We start from the raw sequence: 1,378 nt of genomic DNA on the forward strand, positions 1-1,378 counted from the left end.
AAATGCCCTGCTTCCAGGAAAAGCCTCTAAGCATCAGGTAACAACGAATCGTACCCCAAACCGACACAGGTGGTCAGGTAGAGAATACCAAGGCGCTTGAGAGAACTCGGGTGAAGGAACTAGGCAAAATGGTGCCGTAACTTCGGGAGAAGGCACGCTGTCGTTAGGTGAAGTCACTTGCTGACGGAGCTGAAGGCAGTCGAAGATACCAGCTGGCTGCAACTGTTTATTAAAAACACAGCACTGTGCAAACACGAAAGTGGACGTATACGGTGTGACGCCTGCCCGGTGCCGGAAGGTTAATTGATGGGGTTATCCGCAAGGAGAAGCTCTTGATCGAAGCCCCGGTAAACGGCGGCCGTAACTATAACGGTCCTAAGGTAGCGAAATTCCTTGTCGGGTAAGTTCCGACCTGCACGAATGGCGTAATGATGGCCAGGCTGTCTCCACCCGAGACTCAGTGAAATTGAACTCGCTGTGAAGATGCAGTGTACCCGCGGCAAGACGGAAAGACCCCGTGAACCTTTACTACAGCTTGACACTGAACATTGAGCCTTGATGTGTAGGATAGGTGGGAGGCTTTGAAGCGTGGACGCCAGTCTGCGTGGAGCCATCCTTGAAATACCACCCTTTAACGTTTGATGTTCTAACCTGGCGCCGTGATCCGGCGTGGGGACAGTGTCTGGTGGGTAGTTTGACTGGGGCGGTCTCCTCCCAAAGAGTAACGGAGGAGCACGAAGGTTGGCTAATCCTGGTCGGACATCAGGAGGTTAGTGCAATGGCATAAGCCAGCTTGACTGCGAGAGTGACGGCTCGAGCAGGTGCGAAAGCAGGTCATAGTGATCCGGTGGTTCTGAATGGAAGGGCCATCGCTCAACGGATAAAAGGTACTCCGGGGATAACAGGCTGATACCGCCCAAGAGTTCATATCGACGGCGGTGTTTGGCACCTCGATGTCGGCTCATCACATCCTGGGGCTGAAGTAGGTCCCAAGGGTACGGCTGTTCGCCGTTTAAAGTGGTACGCGAGCTGGGTTTAGAACGTCGTGAGACAGTTCGGTCCCTATCTGCCGTGGGCGCTGGAGAATTGAGAGGGGTTGCTCCTAGTACGAGAGGACCGGAGTGAACGCACCACTGGTGTTCGGGTTGTCATGCCAATGGCATTGCCCGGTAGCTAAGTGCGGAAAAGATAAGCGCTGAAAGCATCTAAGCGCGAAACTTGCCTCGAGATGAGTTCTCCCTGATTCCTTGAGAATCCTGAAGGGACGTTGAAGACTACGACGTTGATAGGCCGGGTGTGTAAGCGCAGCGATGCGTTGAGCTAACCGGTACTAATGACCCGTGAGGCTTAACCTTACAACACCAGAAGCGTTCTGGTG

At 53.6% G+C, this 1,378-nt stretch carries 1 rRNA gene; it reads left to right on the plus strand.

What is annotated here, in order from left to right:
- Nucleotides 1-1,355, plus strand: a 23S ribosomal RNA gene (locus JOE09_RS26035); the annotation flags it as partial.
- Between the last annotated feature and the right edge of the window lie 23 nt (nucleotides 1,356-1,378).

It is taken from the genome of Pantoea coffeiphila, assembly GCF_016909495.1.
Lineage (GTDB): Bacteria > Pseudomonadota > Gammaproteobacteria > Enterobacterales > Enterobacteriaceae > Erwinia > Erwinia coffeiphila.